We start from the raw sequence: 19,398 nt of genomic DNA, 5'->3' as shown, positions 1-19,398 counted from the left end.
CTTATTACCAAACGTATGCTAAGATTTCTCCGCCTGTTTGAGTTTGACGAGCTTCTTTATCAGTAACTACTCCTTTTGAAGTAGATAAGATAGCGATACCTAAGCCGTTTAATACACGTGGTACTTCATCAGCTTTAGCGTAAACACGTAAACCAGGTTTAGAGATTCTCTTTAATCCTGTAATTACACGCTCATTGTTTGAACCGTACTTTAAGAACATACGGATGAAACCTTGCTTGTTGTCTTCGATATATTCTACATCACGAATGAAACCTTCACGTTTTAAGATTTCAGCAATCTCTTTCTTGATGTTAGAAGCAGGAACTTCTAACACCTCGTGACGTACCATGTTCGCATTACGGATGCGAGTAAGCATATCTGCAATTGGATCTGTCATGACCATTGTATTTTACCTCCTTCCACTACTGTGATATTACCAGCTAGCTTTTTTAACACCTGGAATTTGTCCTTTATATGCAAGTTCACGGAAACAAATACGGCAAAGTTTAAATTTGCGTAGTACTGAATGAGGACGTCCGCAACGTTCGCAACGTGTGTACTCTTGTACTTTAAACTTTTGCTGGCGTTTTTGTTTTGCAATCATTGATTTCTTAGCCACATTTTCGCCTCCTCTACTTAGCGTGGGCTTCCATTATTTTTGGAATGGCATACCGAATTGAGTTAATAACTCACGAGATTCTTCATCAGTGTTCGCAGTTGTTACGATAACGATATCCATACCACGAACCTTGTTTACTTTATCATAATCAATCTCTGGGAAGATTAATTGCTCTTTAACACCTAAAGTGTAGTTACCGCGACCGTCGAATGCTTTCTTAGAAACACCGCGGAAGTCACGTACACGAGGTAATGATACAGCAATTAACTTATCAAAGAATTCATACATACGCTCTCCGCGTAATGTAACTTTTGCACCGATTGGCATACCTTCACGAAGACGGAAACCTGCGATCGATTTTTTCGCACGTGTTACAACTGGTTTTTGACCTGAAAGAGTAGCTAACTCTTCTACAGCTACATCTAAAGCTTTAGAGTTACTTACAGCTTCACCAACACCCATGTTGATTACGATTTTCTCGATTTTTGGTACTTCCATAACTGATTTATAGTTAAACTTGCTCATTAGAGCAGGAGTAATTTCTTTTTGGAATTTTTCTTTTAGGCGGTTCATCCTGTACAGACCTCCTTTCTAAAGATTTATTATTTATCTAATAATTCGCCAGATTTCTTAGCGATACGTACTTTCTTACCATCCACTACTGTGAAGCCTACACGTGTAGGAACGCCAGTCTTAGGATCTAATGCCATAACATTAGATACATGGATAGGTGCTTCTTTTGTAATGATGCCACCTTGTGGGTTAGCTTGTGATGGTTTAGAGTGTTTTTTCACGATGTTAACACCCTCAACAAGTACACGGTTTTGCTTAGGGAAGCTAGCAAGGATTACGCCTTGTTTGCCTTTGTCTTTACCAGAGATTACTTGAACTTTATCACCTTTTTTTACATGCATCTTCTTAGCACCTCCTTATACAGGAATTAAATCTTTTATTATAATACTTCTGGAGCTAAAGAAACGATCTTCATGAAGTTATTTTCACGTAACTCACGAGCTACAGGTCCGAAGATACGAGTACCACGTGGGCTCTTATCGTCCTTAATGATAACTGCTGCGTTTTCGTCGAAGCGGATATATGAACCGTCGTTGCGACGAGCACCGCTCTTAGTACGAACGATAACTGCTCTTACAACGTCACCTTTTTTAACAACGCCACCTGGTGTTGCTTTTTTTACAGAAGCAACGATAATGTCACCAATGTTAGCTGTTTTACGGCCAGATCCACCTAGTACTTTAATGCAAAGAATTTCACGCGCACCAGAGTTATCTGCAACTTTTAAACGAGATTCTTGTTGAATCATGCGAATTGTCCCTCCTTTCGGATTTTAGCTATCCGATCATCAATTAGATAATAATTGCTTCTTCAACAACTTCTACTAAACGGAAACGTTTTGTAGCTGATAATGGACGAGTTTCCATGATCTTTACGATATCGCCCATTTTTGCAACATTATTCTCATCATGTGCTTTGTACTTCTTAGAGTACTTAACACGTTTACCATATAATGTGTGCGTTTTGTAAGTTTCTACAAGTACAGTGATTGTTTTGTCCATTTTGTCAGAAACAACACGACCTTGATAAACTTTACGTTGGTTGCGTTCGCTCATTGTGCAAACCTCCCCTCATTAATTATCTATTAATTCCGATCTCTCTTTCACGAACTACAGTTTTCATACGAGCAATCGCCTTACGAACCTCACGGATACGAGCTGGATTCTCAAGTTGGCCTGTAGCTAATTGAAAACGAAGATTGAATAACTCTTCTTTTAAAGATTTTACTTTTGATTCGATTTCAACAGTGGTTAAGTCACGAATTTCATTAGTTTTCATTAGTTTCACCACCATTTTCTTCGCGTTTTACAAACTTACACTTAACTGGTAATTTGTGAGCAGCAAGACGTAATGCTTCGCGCGCTACTTCTTCAGAAACACCTGCGATTTCGAACATTACTTTACCAGGCTTAACTACTGCAACCCATCCTTCAGGAGCACCTTTACCAGAACCCATTCGGACTTCAAGAGGCTTAGCAGTGTATGGCTTAGAAGGGAAAATTTTAATCCAAACTTTACCACCACGTTTCATATAACGAGTCATCGCACGACGAGCAGCTTCGATTTGACGGTTAGTAATCCAAGAAGCTTCTAAAGATTGTAAACCGAACTCACCGAAATGAACTTCCGTACCGCCTTTAGCTTTACCACGCATCTTACCGCGGTGTTCTCTACGATATTTTACACGTTTAGGCATTAACATATTATTTTCCTCCTTCCTGAGCTTTCTTTTTTGCAGGAAGAACTTCACCACGGTAGATCCATACTTTAACACCTAATTTACCGTAAGTAGTGTCTGCTTCAGCAGTTGCATAGTCGATGTCTGCACGAAGTGTATGAAGTGGTACAGTTCCCTCACTATAAGACTCTGCACGAGCAATATCAGCTCCGCCAAGACGACCAGATACTTGTGTTTTGATTCCTAATGCACCAGCGCGCATAGAGCGTTGGATTGATTGCTTTTGGCAACGACGGAATGAAACACGGTTCTCTAATTGACGAGCAATATTCTCAGCAACAAGTTTCGCATCTAAATCAGCTTTTTTGATTTCGATGATATTGATATGAACACGTTTGCCAGTTAATGCGTTAAGAGCTTTACGAAGTGCTTCAACTTCAGTACCACCCTTACCGATAACCATACCAGGCTTAGCTGTGTTAATTGTGATGTTCACACGGTTAGCAGCACGCTCGATTTCTACTTTAGATACAGCAGAATCTTTAAGACGAGCACTAATATATTCACGAATCTTTAAGTCTTCATGTAATAAGTTAGCGTAATCTTTCTCAGCGAACCATTTAGATTCCCAGTCACGAATGATACCCACTCGTAAACCTATAGGATTGACCTTTTGACCCATCGATTATCCCTCCTTCTTCTCAGTTACCACGATTGTAATGTGGCTTGTGCGTTTGTTAATTTGGCTTGCACGTCCCATTGCACGAGGACGGAAACGTTTCATTGTTGGACCTTCGTCAACAAAAGTTTCTGAAACAACTAAGTTGTTGATGTCCATTTCATAGTTATGCTCTGCATTAGCAATTGCAGATTTTAAAAGCTTTTCTACCACTGGAGAAGCAGCTTTTGGAGTGTGGCGAAGAATAGCGATTGCTTCACCTACTTGCTTACCTCGGATTAAATCCACTACTAGACGAACTTTACGAGGAGCAATACGAACCGTTTTTGCTACAGCTTTAGCTTGCATCAGAATGCCTCCTCTCATTATCTTCTAGTTTTCTTATCGTCAGCATCATGACCTTTGTACGTACGAGTTGGTGCGAATTCACCTAATTTGTGACCTACCATATCCTCTGTTACGTATACTGGTACATGCTTACGTCCATCATACACAGCGACTGTGTGACCGATGAAATTAGGGAAAATTGTTGAACGACGAGACCAAGTTTTAACAACTTGCTTAGAATCTGTCTCATTTAATTTTTCAATCTTCTTCATTAAATGATCATCAATAAATGGTCCTTTTTTAAGACTGCGGCCCATGTGTGTACCTCCCTTCGTAATCATGCTACGGTTCAGGTGAACCGTAGAGCAATTACGTTATTTTTTACGGCGACGAACGATAAATTTATCAGACGCCTTATTTTTCTTACGAGTTTTCGCTCCAAGAGTTGGTTTGCCCCATGGAGACATTGGTGATTTACGTCCGATTGGTGCTTTACCTTCACCACCACCGTGTGGGTGATCGCAAGGGTTCATAACAGAACCACGAACTGTTGGGCGTTTACCCATCCAACGAGAACGACCAGCTTTACCAATATTGATAAGCTCGTGTTGCTCATTACCAACTTGACCGATTGTAGCACGGCAAGTAGCTAATACTAAACGTACTTCTCCAGAGTTTAAGCGTACTAATACGTATTTATCCTCTTTACCAAGTACTTGTGCACTTGTACCAGCAGAACGAACTAATTGTCCGCCACGTCCTGGCTTTAATTCGATGTTATGAACTACTGTACCAACTGGAATGTTTACAAGTGGTAACGCGTTACCTACTTTAATATCAGCATCTACACCTGACATAATTTCCATTCCAACTTCTAGGTTTTTAGGAGCTAAGATGTAACGCTTCTCTCCATCCACGTAGTTGATTAATGCGATGTTCGCAGAACGGTTTGGATCGTACTCGATAGTAGCAACGCGTCCTGGTATGCCATCTTTTGTACGTTTGAAGTCAATAATACGGTATTGACGTTTGTGTCCGCCACCTTGATGACGTACAGTGATTTTACCTTGGTTGTTACGACCAGCCTTTTTGCTTAAAGGCGCTAAAAGTGATTTTTCCGGCTTACTTGCAGTGATTTCAGCGAAATCATTGCTAGTCATATTACGACGACCGTTAGTAGTAGGATTATACTTTTTAATTCCCATCAGGTTTCCCTCCTTTTCTTACTAGATTAGATACCTTCGAAGATTTCGATTTCTTTAGAGTCAGCAGTTAATTTCACGATTGCCTTACGACGACGGTTCGTGTAACCAGCATATTTACCCATACGCTTGAACTTACCTTTGTAGTTCATGATATTAACTTTCTCAACTTTAACACCGAAGATAGCTTCAATAGCATCTTTAACTTCAGTTTTATTAGCTTTTACATCCACATCAAATGTGAATTTTTTCTCAGCGATGATTTCCATAGAACGTTCAGTGATTACTGGGCGCTTAATAATATCACGAGGATCTCTCATTATGCAAGCACCTCCTCTACTTTTTCAACTGCTGCTTTAGTCATGATTAATTTCTCATGAGCAACAACGTCTAAAACGTTAATTCCGTTAGCGTTTAATACTGTAACGCCTGGGATGTTACGAGCTGATAACTCAACGAATTCGTTGTGGTCAGCAGTTACGATAAGAGCCTTTTTCTCTACAGAAAGACCTTGTAACATTGTAACCATCTCTTTTGTTTTAGGAGCGTTGAATGTTAATTCTTCAAGTACTAACACGTTTTGCTCAAGAACTTTAGTTGATAAAGCAGACTTGATAGCTAAACGGCGAACTTTTTTAGGTAGCTTGTAAGCATACCCTCTTGGTGTTGGTCCGAATACCACACCACCACCACGCCATTGTGGTGAACGGATCGATCCTTGACGAGCACGGCCAGTACCTTTTTGTTTCCAAGGTTTGCGACCTCCGCCACGTACTTCAGAACGTCCTTTTACTTTGTGTGTACCTTGACGTAATGATGCTTGTTGCATAATGATTGCGTCAAATAATACATGATTGTTAGGTTCAATACCAAATACAGATTCAGCTAACTCGATTTCTCCAGTTGTAGAACCGCTTTGATTGTATACAGTAACTTTTGGCATTGTGTTTCCTCCTTTCCTATTATATTAAATTAGTTCCCTTTTACCGCGCTACGTACAGTCACGTAAGACTTTTTAGCACCTGGAACATTACCTTTAACTAATAATAAGTTACGCTCAGCGTCAACTTTAACGATTTCTAAGTTTTGAACAGTAACAGTGTCTCCACCCATACGTCCAGCTAGTTTTTTACCTTTGAATACACGGTTAATGATAGCACCCATCGAACCTGGACGACGGTGGTAACGAGAACCATGGGACATAGGTCCGCGTGATTGGTTATGGCGTTTGATTGCACCTTGGAAACCTTTACCTTTAGAGATTCCAGTTACATCAACTAATTCGCCTTCCGCGAAAACTTCAACTTTAATTTCTTGACCAACTTCATACTCTCCAGCTGCATCACGAATTTCGCGAACGAAGCGCTTAGGAGCAGTATTAGCCTTTGCTACATGACCTTGTTCAGGTTTGTTAGCTAACTTTTCACGTTTATCAGTAACACCTAACTGAACTGCATCATAGCTGTCAGTAGCAGTTGTTTTCACTTGTAAAACAACGTTTGGAGTAGCTTCGATAACCGTTACTGGGATTAACTCACCATTTTCAGCGAAAACTTGAGTCATACCAATTTTTTTACCTAAGATTCCTTTGACCATTAGTCACACCTCCTGTTGTTATGCATAAAAATTTATAATTTGATTTCGATGTCTACGCCAGACGGTAGATCTAAACGCATTAATGAATCTACAGTTTGTGGTGTAGGATTCACGATATCGATTAAGCGTTTATGAGTACGCATTTCGAATTGCTCACGAGAATCTTTGTATTTATGAACCGCACGTAAAATCGTGTAAACTGAACGCTCAGTTGGTAACGGGATTGGACCTGATACAGAAGCACCAGAACGCTTAGCCGTTTCAACGATTTTTTCTGCTGATTGATCTAAAATACGGTGATCATAAGCTTTTAAACGGATACGAATTTTTTCTTTTGCCATTATTTTCCCTCCTTTTTCGCCTATTTTATAAATAGACCTTCTCCATGGAAATTTCCTCACACTCGCCATGGCAAAGCGGCCGGGTGTGTCAGCAACCTTCCACTTCATCGCAGTCAAAGACCAACATTAAATATTATACATGATTAATTGGGCCTTTGCAACTTTTTATTAAATCTTTTTTAAATGTGCATCTCAAACGATACTTTGTCATTATACACAGGAATAAAACAGATATCAAGTGGGAACAGATTGTAAGATACTAGCAATTAGAATCAGCAAATAAAAAAAGAGTTTAGACAAATGTCTAAACTCTTTTGAACGTCGAAATTACTCAACGATTGTAGCTACGATTCCAGCACCTACAGTACGTCCGCCTTCACGAATAGAGAACTTAGTTCCTTCTTCTACAGCGATTGGAGCGATTAACTCAACAGTCATTTCGATGTTATCTCCAGGCATTACCATTTCAGTACCTTCAGGTAATTGGCAGATACCAGTTACGTCAGTTGTACGGAAGTAGAACTGTGGACGGTAGTTGTTGAAGAATGGAGTGTGACGTCCACCTTCTTCTTTAGATAATACGTAAACCTCAGCTTTGAATTTTGTGTGAGGCTTAACTGAACCTGGCTTAGCTAATACTTGACCACGTTGGATATCTTCACGAGATACTCCACGAAGTAAAGCACCAATGTTGTCTCCAGCTTCAGCATAGTCTAATAATTTACGGAACATTTCAACACCAGTTACAGTAGTTGAAGCATTTTCTTCAGCTAAACCGATAACTTCTACTACGTCACCAACTTTAACTTGTCCACGCTCAACACGTCCTGTAGCAACTGTTCCACGACCAGTGATTGAGAATACGTCCTCAACTGGCATTAAGAAAGGCTTATCAGTAGCACGCTCTGGGTTAGGGATGTACTCATCAACAGCAGCCATTAACTCAACTACTTTATCTTCCCAAGCAGCATCTCCTTCTAAAGCTTTTAAAGCTGAACCTTTGATTACTGGAGTGTCGTCTCCTGGGAAATCGTAATCAGATAATAAGTCACGAACTTCCATTTCAACTAACTCTAATAATTCTTCGTCGTCTACCATGTCACATTTGTTTAAGAATACAACGATGTATGGTACACCTACTTGACGAGATAATAAGATATGCTCACGAGTTTGTGGCATTGGACCATCTGTAGCAGCTACTACTAAGATAGCTCCGTCCATTTGTGCAGCACCAGTGATCATGTTTTTAACATAGTCAGCGTGACCTGGGCAGTCAACGTGTGCATAGTGACGGTTGTCAGTTTCGTACTCAACGTGTGCAGTTGAGATTGTGATTCCACGCTCGCGCTCTTCTGGTGCACCATCGATTTGATCGTACGCCATTGCTTGCGCTCCACCTTTTTTAGCAAGAACTGCAGTGATAGCAGCTGTTAAAGTTGTTTTACCGTGGTCAACGTGTCCGATTGTACCGATGTTACAATGCGGTTTTGAACGGTCGAATTTTGCTTTAGCCATTCTAATAGCCTCCTCGAAAATATAAGTATTTATAGTTTTTACTATATTATATGGTGAAAGGGTGAATCACCCTTTCACGCCTACATAAGTAGTTATACTTGAAGAACAATTGAAAATCAATTATTCTCCTTTATTTTTTTTCACAATTTCTTCAGAAATTGATTTTGGTACTTCTTCATAGTGATCGAAGTGCATTGTGTACGTTCCGCGACCTTGCGTGTTAGAACGTAGAGACGTTGCATATCCGAACATTTCTGAAAGTGGAACGAAAGCTTTAACAACTTGTGCGTTTCCACGAGCTTCCATACCTTCAACGCGTCCACGACGAGAAGTGATGTCACCCATGATGTCACCTAGGTACTCATCAGGGATTACTACTTCAACTTTCATCATTGGCTCAAGAATTACTGGGTTACACTTAGAAACTGCGTTTTTAAGTGCCATAGATGCAGCAATTTTGAATGCCATCTCAGAAGAGTCAACGTCATGGTAAGAACCGTCTACTAATGCAGCTTTAACGTCGATTAGTGGATATCCAGCTAATACACCGTTCTTCATTGCATCTTCTAGACCTGCTCCTACAGCTGGGATGTATTCACGAGGTACTACACCACCAACGATTTTGTTTTCGAATTCGAAACCTTTTCCTTCTTCGTTTGGAGAGAATTCAATCCAAACGTGTCCGAATTGTCCACGTCCACCAGATTGACGAGCAAATTTACCCTCAACCTTAGCAGAACCACGGAATGTTTCGCGGTATGCTACTTGCGGAGCACCAACGTTAGCTTCAACTTTGAACTCACGACGCATACGATCAACAATGATATCTAAGTGAAGCTCACCCATACCAGAGATGATTACTTGGCCTGTTTCAACGTTAGTTTCAGCACGGAATGTTGGATCTTCCTCTGCAAGTTTTGCTAATGCTGTACCCATTTTATCTTGGTCAGCTTTAGATTTAGGTTCGATAGCAACAGAGATAACTGGCTCTGGGAATTCCATAGACTCAAGGATAACAGGGTTTTTGTCATCACATAAAGTATCACCAGTTGTTGTATCTTTTAATCCTACTGCTGCAGCGATATCACCAGCATGACATGCTGGAATCTCTTGACGAGAGTTCGCGTGCATTTGAAGGATACGACCTAAACGCTCACGCTTACCTTTAGATGAGTTGATAACGTAAGAACCAGCTTCTGCAATACCAGAGTATACGCGGAAGAAAGTTAATTTACCAACATAAGGATCAGTCATAACTTTGAATGCTAATGCAGAGAATGGAGCGTTATCGTCTGACTCACGAGTAGTCTCTTCCTCTGTATCAGGGTTGATACCCTTGATTGCAGGGATATCTAATGGTGATGGTAGGTAGTCAATTACTGCATCAAGCATTAACTGAACACCTTTGTTTTTGAATGCTGAACCACAAATTACAGGGTAGAATTCTACACTTGTAGTTGCTTTACGGATAGCCGCTTTTAATTCAGCTACTTCAATTTCTTCACCATCTAAGTACTTCATCATTAATTCTTCATCAAAGTCAGCTAATGCTTCGATTAATTGACCACGAAGTTCCTCAGCTTGCTCAGCGTGAGAAGCAGGGATTTCGTCAAGAACTTGAATGTCAGTACCTAAGTCGTTTTGGTACATGTACGTTTTCATTTCAACAAGGTCGATAATACCTTCGAACTCATCTTCCGCACCAATTGGTAATTGGATTGGATGAGCGTTTGCTTGTAAACGATCATGTAACGTTTTTACAGAATATAAGAAGTCTGCGCCGATTTTGTCCATTTTGTTAACGAACACAACACGTGGAACTCCATATGTTGTCGCTTGACGCCAAACAGTTTCTGTTTGTGGTTCTACACCAGATTGTGCATCTAGAACCGCAACAGCACCATCAAGTACACGTAAAGAACGTTCAACTTCTACAGTGAAGTCTACGTGACCAGGTGTGTCAATGATATTTACACGGTGGCCTTTCCAAGCAGCTGTTGTCGCAGCAGATGTGATAGTAATACCACGCTCTTGCTCTTGCTCCATCCAGTCCATTTGAGAAGCACCTTCGTGAGTCTCACCAATTTTATGGATACGACCTGTGTAGTAAAGTACACGTTCAGTCGTAGTCGTTTTACCAGCATCGATGTGAGCCATGATACCGATATTACGAGTATTATTTAAGGAGAACTCTCTTGCCATAATGATTCATTTCTCCTTCCTCTAATGGGAATATAGTATATTTTTTTGAAAAAATATAACAGCTGAAGCCGAATCCTACCAACGGTAGTGAGCGAATGCTTTGTTAGCTTCTGCCATTTTGTGTGTATCTTCACGTTTCTTAACTGCAGCACCAGTACTGTTAGCTGCATCAAGAAGCTCGTTAGCTAAACGCATTTCCATAGTTTTTTCACCACGAAGACGAGAATAGTTAACTAACCAGCGAAGACCTAAAGTTGTACGACGCTCTGGGCGAACCTCAACTGGTACTTGGTAGTTAGTACCACCAACACGACGAGCACGAACTTCAAGAACTGGCATGATGTTCTTCATTGCTTGTTCGAACACTTCCATAGGCTCTTTTCCGCTACGCTCTTGGATAATTTCAAACGCGCTATAGATAATAGCTTGTGACTTACCTCTTTTACCGTCAATCATCATTTTGTTGATTAAACGAGATACTAATTTTGAGTTATACATTGGATCTGGTAATACGTCTCTTTTTGCAACAGGTCCTTTACGAGGCATGTTTGTTCCTCCTTTCAATACATTCTAGTTTGTAGTTATTATTTCTTAGGTGCTTTCGGACGCTTCGTACCGTATTTAGAACGGCCTTGCATACGCTTGTCAACACCAGCAGTGTCAAGTGCTCCACGAACGATATGGTAGCGTACCCCTGGTAAGTCTTTTACACGACCGCCACGGATTAATACTACGCTATGCTCTTGTAGGTTATGGCCAATCCCTGGGATATATGCTGTAACCTCGATTCCGTTAGTTAAACGTACACGAGCGTATTTACGTAACGCTGAGTTAGGTTTCTTCGGAGTCATTGTACCAACACGAGTACATACACCACGTTTTTGTGGAGATGATACGTCAGTTTGTACCTTTCTGAAACTGTTGTAACCTTTGTTTAATGCTGGAGAGTCAGACTTAACGATTTTGCTAGAACGACCCTTACGTACTAATTGGTTAATTGTAGGCATTATATTATCCTCCCTTCACACATTTATAAGACCACACATCCAGGTGGTTCATTTTTAGTTGAAAACAAAGTTCTTGCAAGAGAGGGTTAGAAAACCCTCCTCACAAAAACAGTTTTAACTTAAATAATTTGTAATGCTGTAGCTCCTTTTCAACTGCCTAAGCATATTGAATGTAAATCCGACAGATGTATGTGAGACGCTTTTCATAAGACACTCACCATCTTATCAACTATCTGCTAATGACTTAACAAACATCTTTTGGAGCAACCTTAAACATATTAACATCTATAAGAAGATGATGTCAACTAATCTTGCATTATTTTTTATTTTAGCTTTCGATGAATACTTCATCTTCTACAGTTTCAGTAGCAGACTTTACAAGTTCTACTTTGCGGTAGCGGTTCATACCAGTACCTGCAGGAACTAACTTACCAATAATTACATTCTCTTTCAGACCTAGTAACTCATCGCGCTTACCTTTAATTGCAGCATCCGTTAACACACGAGTTGTTTCTTGGAATGATGCAGCAGATAAGAATGAGTCTGTTTCAAGAGACGCTTTTGTAATACCTAGTAAGATCGGACGAGCAGTAGCTGGTTGTTTTCCTTCTAGTAATACTTGTAAATTCGCATCTGTAAATTGGTGAATATCTAATAGAGTTCCTGGTAATAAATCTGTTTCACCAGCATCCATCACACGTACTTTACGTAGCATTTGACGTACCATTACTTCTACGTGCTTATCGCCAATTTCTACCCCTTGCATACGGTATACTTTTTGAACTTCACGTAATAAGTATTCTTGAACGCCTGCGATGTCCGTAACTTTTAGTAATTCTTTCGGATCGATAGAACCTTCTGTTAATACTTGACCGCGATTTAAATCTTGGCCTTCCGTTACTTTGACACGTGCACCGTAAGGAATTGCATACGTACGGGCTTCTACTTCACCTTGAACAGTAATCTCTTGCTTATCTTTCGTGTCACTAATATGTGATACGTAACCATCGATTTCTGTGATTACCGCTTGACCTTTTGGATTACGAGCTTCGAATAGCTCTTGGATACGCGGTAAACCTTGTGTGATATCGTCTCCAGCTACCCCACCTGTATGGAATGTACGCATCGTTAACTGTGTTCCTGGCTCACCAATCGATTGAGCTGCGATAATACCAACCGCTTCCCCAACTTCTACATCAGAACCAGTCGCTAAGTTACGACCGTAACATTTTTTACACACACCATGGCGTGTATTACATGTAAATGCCGAGCGAATCTTCACTTCCTCGATACCAGCTTTGATAATTTCACGTGCGATATCTTCTGTGATTAATTCATTTTCATCTACTAATACAGCATCTGTTTCTGGATGTTTCACTGGAATACGAGCAAAACGTCCTTCTAAGCGCTCGTATAAAGGTTCGATAATCTCGTTGCCTTCTTTGATTGCTTGAACGAATAGACCACGGTCTGTTCCACAATCATCCTCACGAACGATAACGTCTTGTGCTACATCTACAAGACGACGAGTTAAGTAACCTGAATCGGCTGTCTTAAGGGCTGTATCGGCTAGACCTTTACGCGCACCATGCGTCGAGATGAAGTACTCTAATACTGTTAAACCTTCGCGGAATGAAGATTTAATTGGTAATTCAATGATACGACCAGACGGGTTGGCCATCAGACCACGCATACCCGCAAGCTGCGTAAAGTTCGATGCGTTACCACGGGCACCTGAATCACTCATCATGAAGATCGGGTTCAGTCTTGGTAAGGACTTCATCAGTAAGCCTTGGATAACATCTTTAACCGCAGACCAAATCGAAATAACACGCTCATAACGCTCTTCTTCTGTAATTAAACCACGACGGAATTGCTTCATAACGTTATCTACTTTAATTTGGGCTTCGTGTAGTAACTTATCCTTCTCACTTAATACGATGATGTCAGATACACCAACTGTGATACCAGCTTTTGTCGAATGTTTAAATCCTAAGTTCTTCATACGGTCAAGCATCTTCGACGTTTCTGTAATCTTGAAGCGTTTGAATACTTCCGCAATGATGTTACCTAAAATTTTCTTCTTGAACGGCGCAATTTCTTCGCGTGATGCGATGATTTCTCTTACGTTTTCGCCTTTTTCAACGAAGTACTTTACTGGCGTTTCTTTTTCTAAGTTATGTTGAGTCGGTTCGTTAATATAAGGGAACGATTCTGGAAGAATTTCGTTGAAAATTAACTTACCAACTGTTGTAATTAATAGTTTACTGTTTTGTTCTTCTGTAAATGTCACGTTGTTTAACGATCCAGCTTGAACTGCGATACGTGTATGAAGATGTACATAGCCATTTTGGTAAGCTAATACTGCTTCATTTGTATCTTTGAAGATCATACCTTCTCCAACTGCACCAGCACGTTCTAATGTTAAGTAATAGTTACCTAATACCATATCCTGAGATGGCGTAACAACTGGTTTTCCATCTTTCGGGTTTAGAATGTTTTGTGCAGCTAACATTAACAGACGAGCTTCCGCTTGTGCTTCTGATGAAAGCGGAACGTGAACCGCCATTTGGTCACCGTCGAAGTCAGCGTTATATGCTGTACATACTAACGGGTGAAGGCGAATTGCACGGCCTTCTACAAGTGTTGGTTCGAACGCTTGGATACCAAGTCTGTGTAGCGTTGGGGCACGGTTAAGTAAAACTGGATGTTCTTTAATAACCGATTCTAATACATCCCACACATCTGGGTTTAAGCGCTCAATTTTACGTTTCGCACTCTTGATATTATGTGCTAAGCCTTTTTCTACTAATTCTTTCATAACGAATGGCTTAAATAACTCAAGTGCCATTTCTTTTGGTAAACCACATTGGTACATCTTTAAGTTTGGTCCTACTACGATTACCGAACGGCCAGAGTAGTCAACACGTTTGCCTAATAAGTTTTGACGGAAACGACCTTGTTTACCTTTCAGCATGTGTGAAAGTGATTTTAACGGACGATTACCCGGTCCTGTAACTGGACGACCACGACGACCGTTATCGATTAACGCATCTACAGCTTCTTGAAGCATACGCTTCTCGTTTTGAACGATAATGCTTGGTGCTCCTAAGTCAAGTAGACGTTTTAAGCGGTTGTTACGGTTGATTACACGACGATATAAATCGTTTAAGTCAGAAGTCGCGAAACGACCACCATCTAATTGAACCATCGGACGTAATTCTGGTGGAATAACCGGAAGTACATCTAAGATCATCCATGATGGTGCATTTGTTGAGTTACGGAATGCTTCTAACACTTCTAAACGTTTGATCGCACGTGTTCTACGTTGACCTTGCGCTGTTTTTAATTCCTCTTTTAAGAAATCTACTTCTTTTTCTAAGTCAATGTCTTGAAGAAGCTTTTTAATTGCTTCTGCACCCATTGAAGCTTGGAAAGACTGTCCGTATCTTTCTCTGTAAGCTCTGTATTCTTTCTCAGATAACAGTTGCTTCTTCTCAAGAGGTGTATCTCCATTTTCTGTTACAACATAAGAAGCAAAGTAAATTACTTCTTCTAATGCACGTGGAGACATGTCTAACACTAAGCCCATACGGCTTGGAATGCCTTTAAAGTACCAAATATGTGATACAGGAGCTGCTAATTCAATGTGACCCATACGCTCACGACGTACTTTTGCACGTGTTACTTCTACACCACATCGATCACAGACAACGCCTTTGTAGCGTACACGCTTGTACTTACCACAATGACATTCCCAATCTTTTGTTGGACCGAAAATACGCTCACAGAATAAGCCGTCTTTTTCCGGTTTTAACGTACGATAGTTAATTGTTTCTGGTTTTTTAACTTCACCATGAGACCATGAACGGATTTTATCAGGTGAAGCAAGACCAATCTTCATATATTCAAAGTTATTTACATCTATCAAGGGGCCTACCTCCCTTTCAATCTACAGGTTTTACCCAAAACGTCGAAAGTATCTTAAATTTCTTATGCACGCAACTAGCCCCTAAAAGATCATCTAACGTATAGAATTGACATCCTTTTGGGGCTAGGCAGCAGTGCTGTTATTTATTATTCTTGCGCAGTTTCTAATTCTGCTTCTGCTCGGTTAGTTGGAGCTTCTTCATCCTCATCTACATCACGCATTTCAATTTCTTTTTCATCGCTTGATAACATCTTAACATCCATACCAAGTGATTGTAATTCTTTGATTAATACCTTGAATGACTCAGGAACACCTGGTTCTGGTACGTTTTCACCTTTAACGATTGCCTCATATGTTTTCACACGACCTACAACATCATCCGACTTCACAGTCAAGATTTCTTGTAGCGTATAAGCAGCACCATATGCTTCAAGTGCCCATACTTCCATCTCACCAAAACGCTGTCCACCGAACTGTGCTTTACCACCAAGTGGTTGCTGTGTAACAAGTGAGTATGGTCCTGTTGAACGAGCATGTAACTTATCGTCTACCATGTGGGCAAGTTTGATCATGTACATGACACCAACAGACACACGGTTGTCGAATGTTTCACCCGTACGGCCATCATAAAGAATAGTCTTCGCATCGCGAGCCATACCAGCTTCTTCTAATGTTTCCCATACATCTTCCTCACGCGCACCATCGAATACTGGTGATGCAACATGAATACCAAGGTAACGAGCTGCCATACCTAAATGAAGCTCTAACACCTGTCCGATGTTCATACGTGATGGTACCCCTAATGGGTTTAACATGATATCAATTGGTGTACCGTCTGGTAAGAATGGCATATCTTCTTCTGGTAAAATACGAGAGATAACACCCTTGTTACCATGTCGACCGGCCATCTTATCACCTTCAGAAATCTTACGTTTCTGAACGATGTATGCACGCACTAATTGATTCACACCTGGTGGTAACTCATCTCCGTCTTCACGGTTAAAGACTTTTACGTCTAAGACAATACCGCCACCGCCATGTGGTACACGTAATGACGTATCACGAACTTCACGAGCTTTCTCTCCGAAGATTGCATGAAGTAGACGCTCTTCTGCTGTAAGTTCCGTTACACCTTTAGGTGTTACTTTACCTACTAATAAGTCTCCGTCTTTCACTTCCGCACCTACTCGGATGATTCCACGCTCATCAAGATTGCGAAGCGCATCTTCCCCTACGTTCGGGATATCACGTGTGATTTCTTCTGGTCCTAACTTCGTATCACGAGCTTCTGATTCGTATTCCTCAATGTGAACAGACGTGTACACATCGTCTTTTACTAAACGTTCGCTCATGATGATAGCATCCTCATAGTTATAGCCATCCCATGTCATGAATCCTACTAGTACGTTACGTCCTAGTGCTAATTCACCTTGTTCCATTGATGGACCATCTGCAAGGATTTCACCCTTTTCTACTTCATCGCCAACCGCAACGATTGGGCGCTGGTTGTAACAAGTACCTTGGTTCGAACGAACGAACTTAAGCATACGATACTTATCAAGGTCACCTTTTACTTGCTGTCCGTCTACTTCTACGTAACGACGTACCCAAACTTCTTTTGCTTCAACGCGTTCTACAACACCCGCATGCTTACAGATAACTGCAGCACCTGAGTCTTTTGCAGACACGTGCTCCATACCAGTACCAACGAATGGTGCTTCTGGATTTAATAATGGAACAGCTTGTCGTTGCATGTTCGCTCCCATTAGGGCACGGTTGGAGTCATCGTTCTCTAAGAACGGAATACATGCTGTTGCAGCAGATACGACTTGCTTCGGAGATACGTCCATGTAGTCAACACGGTCGCGCTTAACAACAGTGTTCTCTCCACGGAAACGAGCTACGATGTCTTCATCTAAGAATGAACCATCTTCTCCTAAACGCATATTCGCTTGGGCTACAACATAGTTATCTTCTTCGTCCGCTGTTAAGTAGTCGATACGACCTGTTACTTTACCAGTTTCAGGGTCAACACGACGGTATGGTGTCTCAATGAAGCCAAACTCATTTACTTTTGCGAATGAAGAAAGAGAGTTGATTAGACCGATGTTCGGTCCCTCTGGTGTCTCGATTGGACACATACGACCATAGTGAGAGTAATGAACGTCACGAACTTCGAAGCCAGCGCGCTCACGTGTTAAACCACCCGGTCCTAACGCAGATAGACGGCGTTTGTGTGTTAACTCAGCTAGTGGGTTTGTTTGGTCCATGAACTGAGATAACTGAGAACTACCAAAGAACTCTTTAATAGAAGCAATAACAGGACGAATATTAATTAACGCCTGCGGTGTAATTGCATTTGTATCTTGGATCGACATTCTCTCGCGAACAACACGTTCCATACGAGATAAACCGATACGGAATTGATTTTGTAATAACTCACCAACTGAGCGTAAACGACGGTTACCTAAGTGGTCAATATCGTCTACATCCCCAACTTTGTATAGCAAGTTAAAGAAGTAACTAATAGATGCAACAATATCAGCTGGCGTAATATTCTTTACGCTATTATCGATATTCGCATTACCAATTACATTGATAACTGTTTCGCCATCTGCATCGTTTGGCGCGTAAATTTTGATGGATTGAAGCATTACATCTTCTTCCATTACACCGCCAACTAGTCGTACGTCTTTTGCGTTAATATTCTTCTCAATGAAAGGAAGAATACGATCTAAATTACGACGATCTAACACAGTACCTTTTTCAACTAAAATCTCTCCTGTTTCAGGATCGACTAATGTTTCAGCTAAACGTTGGTTGAATAAGCGATTTTTAATATGAAGCTTCTTATTAATCTTGTAACGTCCTACGTTCGCTAAGTCATAACGCTTTGGATCGAAGAAACGTGATACTAATAGACTCTTCGCATTTTCTACTGTAGGTGGTTCACCTGGACGTAATCTTTCATATATCTCTAACAACGCTTTTTCAATAGAATCCGTGTTGTCTTTTTCAAGCGTATTACGCAAGTATTCATTTTCACCTAATAAATCAAGAATTTCTTGGTCAGACCCTAAACCTAATGCACGTAATAATACGGTAACAGGTAATTTTCTTGTACGATCAATACGAACGTATACAACGTCTTTCGCATCTGTTTCATACTCTAACCAAGCACCACGAGTTGGGATAACAGTCGCTGTGAAACCACGCTTACCGTTCTTATCCACTTTCCCGCTATAATACACACTAGATGAACGAACAAGCTGTGAAACGATAACGCGCTCTGCGCCGTTAATAACGAAAGTTCCCGTCTCTGTCATCAGTGGGAAATCACCCATAAATACATCTTGTTCCTTCACTTCACCAGTTTCTTTATTGATTAATCGTACCTTTACACGTAAAGGCGCGGCGTAAGTAACATCACGCTCTTTCGACTCCTCAACAGAATACTTTGGTTCACCTAAACTGTAATCAATGAATTCTAAAGAAAGATTACCTGTAAAATCTTCGATAGGAGAAATTTCTTGGAACATTTCTCTTAAACCTTCATCTAAGAACCATTGATATGAAGAGGTTTGAATTTCGATAAGATTTGGCAATTCTAAAACTTCACTGATACGAGCATAACTTCTTCGTTGGCGGTGTCGTCCATACTGAACTAGTTGACCTGTCAACTGCTTCACCCCTCAAATCAAGAGTTTTTTATTACTGTCTACCGCTTA

The 19,398-nt window shown here is 40.7% G+C and carries 22 protein-coding genes; all 22 read right to left on the bottom strand.

Annotation, left to right across the window (positions count from 1 at the left end):
- Positions 1-4 precede the first annotated feature (4 nt).
- A complete protein-coding gene (gene rpsH / locus IEV41_RS18580) occupies positions 5-403 on the bottom strand; it encodes a 30S ribosomal protein S8 (protein ID WP_188390012.1) in 399 nt (132 codons plus the stop codon).
- 30 nt (positions 404-433) lie between these two features.
- Positions 434-619, bottom strand: a complete 186-nt coding sequence (locus IEV41_RS18575) for a type Z 30S ribosomal protein S14 (RefSeq protein WP_025909738.1) — start codon at positions 617-619, stop codon at positions 434-436.
- Between the two features lie 33 nt (positions 620-652).
- Positions 653-1,192 (bottom strand): 50S ribosomal protein L5, encoded by a 540-nt coding sequence (rplE, locus tag IEV41_RS18570; RefSeq protein ID WP_188390011.1) that lies wholly within the window; start codon positions 1,190-1,192, stop codon positions 653-655.
- Between the two features lie 29 nt (positions 1,193-1,221).
- Complete coding sequence (rplX, locus tag IEV41_RS18565; protein ID WP_188390010.1) at positions 1,222-1,533, bottom strand: 50S ribosomal protein L24; 312 nt, start codon at positions 1,531-1,533, stop codon at positions 1,222-1,224.
- Positions 1,534-1,571: 38 nt separating this feature from the next.
- Positions 1,572-1,940, bottom strand: a complete 369-nt coding sequence (rplN, locus tag IEV41_RS18560; RefSeq protein WP_188390009.1) for a 50S ribosomal protein L14 — start codon at positions 1,938-1,940, stop codon at positions 1,572-1,574.
- A gap of 43 nt (positions 1,941-1,983) precedes the next feature.
- A complete protein-coding gene (rpsQ, locus tag IEV41_RS18555) occupies positions 1,984-2,247 on the bottom strand; it encodes a 30S ribosomal protein S17 (RefSeq protein ID WP_188390008.1) in 264 nt (87 codons plus the stop codon).
- Between the two features lie 22 nt (positions 2,248-2,269).
- Positions 2,270-2,470 carry a 50S ribosomal protein L29 gene (gene rpmC, locus IEV41_RS18550; RefSeq protein ID WP_188390007.1) on the bottom strand — a complete coding sequence of 67 codons (201 nt, stop codon included), beginning with the start codon at positions 2,468-2,470 and terminating at the stop codon, positions 2,270-2,272.
- Positions 2,460-2,894 (bottom strand): 50S ribosomal protein L16, encoded by a 435-nt coding sequence (gene rplP, locus IEV41_RS18545; protein WP_188390006.1) that lies wholly within the window; start codon positions 2,892-2,894, stop codon positions 2,460-2,462. Before rplP ends, rpmC begins: the two co-directional genes overlap by 11 nt.
- A gap of 1 nt (position 2,895) precedes the next feature.
- Entirely contained in the window at positions 2,896-3,552 is a 657-nt protein-coding gene (gene rpsC / locus IEV41_RS18540; protein WP_188390005.1) for a 30S ribosomal protein S3, read from the bottom strand.
- A 3-nt stretch (positions 3,553-3,555) separates the two neighbouring features.
- Entirely contained in the window at positions 3,556-3,897 is a 342-nt protein-coding gene (gene rplV, locus IEV41_RS18535; protein WP_188390004.1) for a 50S ribosomal protein L22, read from the bottom strand.
- Positions 3,898-3,914: 17 nt separating this feature from the next.
- The gene (gene rpsS / locus IEV41_RS18530) at positions 3,915-4,193 is read right to left on the bottom strand and encodes a 30S ribosomal protein S19 (protein WP_188390003.1); all 279 of its coding nucleotides are present in this window, start codon (positions 4,191-4,193) and stop codon (positions 3,915-3,917) included.
- 57 nt (positions 4,194-4,250) lie between these two features.
- Positions 4,251-5,081: a 50S ribosomal protein L2 gene (rplB, locus tag IEV41_RS18525; RefSeq protein WP_188390002.1), complete on the bottom strand. Its 831-nt coding sequence runs from the start codon at positions 5,079-5,081 to the stop codon at positions 4,251-4,253.
- 26 nt (positions 5,082-5,107) lie between these two features.
- A complete protein-coding gene (rplW, locus tag IEV41_RS18520; RefSeq protein WP_188390001.1) occupies positions 5,108-5,398 on the bottom strand; it encodes a 50S ribosomal protein L23 in 291 nt (96 codons plus the stop codon).
- Positions 5,398-6,021 (bottom strand): 50S ribosomal protein L4, encoded by a 624-nt coding sequence (gene rplD, locus IEV41_RS18515; protein ID WP_188390000.1) that lies wholly within the window; start codon positions 6,019-6,021, stop codon positions 5,398-5,400. Before rplD ends, rplW begins: the two co-directional genes overlap by 1 nt.
- A gap of 29 nt (positions 6,022-6,050) precedes the next feature.
- Entirely contained in the window at positions 6,051-6,674 is a 624-nt protein-coding gene (rplC, locus tag IEV41_RS18510; protein ID WP_188389999.1) for a 50S ribosomal protein L3, read from the bottom strand.
- A 32-nt stretch (positions 6,675-6,706) separates the two neighbouring features.
- Positions 6,707-7,015 carry a 30S ribosomal protein S10 gene (gene rpsJ / locus IEV41_RS18505; protein ID WP_188389998.1) on the bottom strand — a complete coding sequence of 103 codons (309 nt, stop codon included), beginning with the start codon at positions 7,013-7,015 and terminating at the stop codon, positions 6,707-6,709.
- 327 nt (positions 7,016-7,342) lie between these two features.
- The gene (gene tuf, locus IEV41_RS18500) at positions 7,343-8,530 is read right to left on the bottom strand and encodes an elongation factor Tu (protein ID WP_188389997.1); all 1,188 of its coding nucleotides are present in this window, start codon (positions 8,528-8,530) and stop codon (positions 7,343-7,345) included.
- 120 nt (positions 8,531-8,650) lie between these two features.
- A complete protein-coding gene (gene fusA / locus IEV41_RS18495) occupies positions 8,651-10,732 on the bottom strand; it encodes an elongation factor G (protein ID WP_188389996.1) in 2,082 nt (693 codons plus the stop codon).
- A gap of 75 nt (positions 10,733-10,807) precedes the next feature.
- A complete protein-coding gene (rpsG, locus tag IEV41_RS18490) occupies positions 10,808-11,278 on the bottom strand; it encodes a 30S ribosomal protein S7 (protein ID WP_188389995.1) in 471 nt (156 codons plus the stop codon).
- A gap of 38 nt (positions 11,279-11,316) precedes the next feature.
- On the bottom strand, positions 11,317-11,739 hold the full coding sequence (gene rpsL / locus IEV41_RS18485; protein WP_188389994.1) for a 30S ribosomal protein S12: 423 nt from the start codon (positions 11,737-11,739) through the stop codon (positions 11,317-11,319).
- A 328-nt stretch (positions 11,740-12,067) separates the two neighbouring features.
- The gene (gene rpoC / locus IEV41_RS18480) at positions 12,068-15,670 is read right to left on the bottom strand and encodes a DNA-directed RNA polymerase subunit beta' (protein ID WP_188389993.1); all 3,603 of its coding nucleotides are present in this window, start codon (positions 15,668-15,670) and stop codon (positions 12,068-12,070) included.
- A 146-nt stretch (positions 15,671-15,816) separates the two neighbouring features.
- Positions 15,817-19,350: a DNA-directed RNA polymerase subunit beta gene (gene rpoB, locus IEV41_RS18475; RefSeq protein WP_188389992.1), complete on the bottom strand. Its 3,534-nt coding sequence runs from the start codon at positions 19,348-19,350 to the stop codon at positions 15,817-15,819.
- Between the last annotated feature and the right edge of the window lie 48 nt (positions 19,351-19,398).

The sequence above is a fragment of the Priestia taiwanensis genome, assembly GCF_014638355.1.
Lineage (GTDB): Bacteria > Bacillota > Bacilli > Bacillales > Bacillaceae_G > Priestia_D > Priestia_D taiwanensis.
This window is presented reverse-complemented; position numbering and strand designations above follow the sequence as displayed.